Annotated in this window: 1 pseudogene; it reads left to right on the top strand. The window is 76.3% G+C overall.

The window, feature by feature from the left end:
* Positions 1–809, top strand: a pseudogene (locus tag AC27IO_RS24915) (AraC family transcriptional regulator); the annotation flags it as partial.
* Positions 810–830: the final 21 nt, after the last annotated feature.

Here is an 830-nt window from a genome sequence, read left to right as displayed (position 1 = left end):
GTGCGCGCCAAGGCCCGCTGGCTGCCCGCCGACACGCAGGTGCTGCCCCACCGCCACCCGTGGGTGCAAGTGGCGATCTCGACCACGGGGGTGATCCGCCTCACCGCGGCGCAGGGCACCTACATCGTGCCGCCCTCGCGCGCGCTGTGGATTCCGCCCGGCGTGGAGCATGCCGTGACCATGGTGCAGGACGCCGACCTGCGCACGCTGTACTTCCACCAGCCGCGCGGGCGCTGCGGGCCGGGCGTGCCCATCGGCGCGGCGCGCGCGGACGACGCGGCCTGGCGCCAGTGCCGCGTGCTGGAGGTGTCGCCCTGCTGCGCCGCCCCTGGTGTGCGAGATGCCCTTCGAGCCCGACGACAGCGCCACGCCCCCCGACGCCCGAGCTGCTGCGGCGCGAGCGCCACCTGAGCGCCCTGATCTGCGAGGAACTGCGCCGCGCCGCCGCCCTGCGCCTGGGCGTGGACCTGCCGCGCGACAAGCGCCTGCTGCACCTGTGCGAGGCCGTGCTGGCCGACCCCACGCGCCACGAGGCCCTGGAGGACTGGGCGCGCGACACCGGGGCCAGCCCGCGCACCGTGGCGCGGCTGTTCCGCGCCGAGCTGGGCAGCACCTTCACGCAGTGGCGCCAGCAGGTGATCCTGGCCAAGGCGGTGGCGCTGGCTGCCGAGCGCCTGCCCGTGGGGCAGATCGCGGCCGAACTGGGCTACAGCGCCAGCGCCTTCAGCGCCATGGTGCGGCGGGCGGTGGGCATGCCCCCGGCCCGCTTCCTGGGCCTGCAGTCGCCCGCGGGCCTGGGCCCGGGGTAGCCCAGGATGCTCCAGTCCATG

It is taken from the genome of Acidovorax sp. KNOB132 (genome assembly GCF_057541515.1).
The sequence above is the reverse complement of the archived record's forward strand: the minus strand, read 5'-3'. Positions and strand labels throughout refer to the sequence as shown.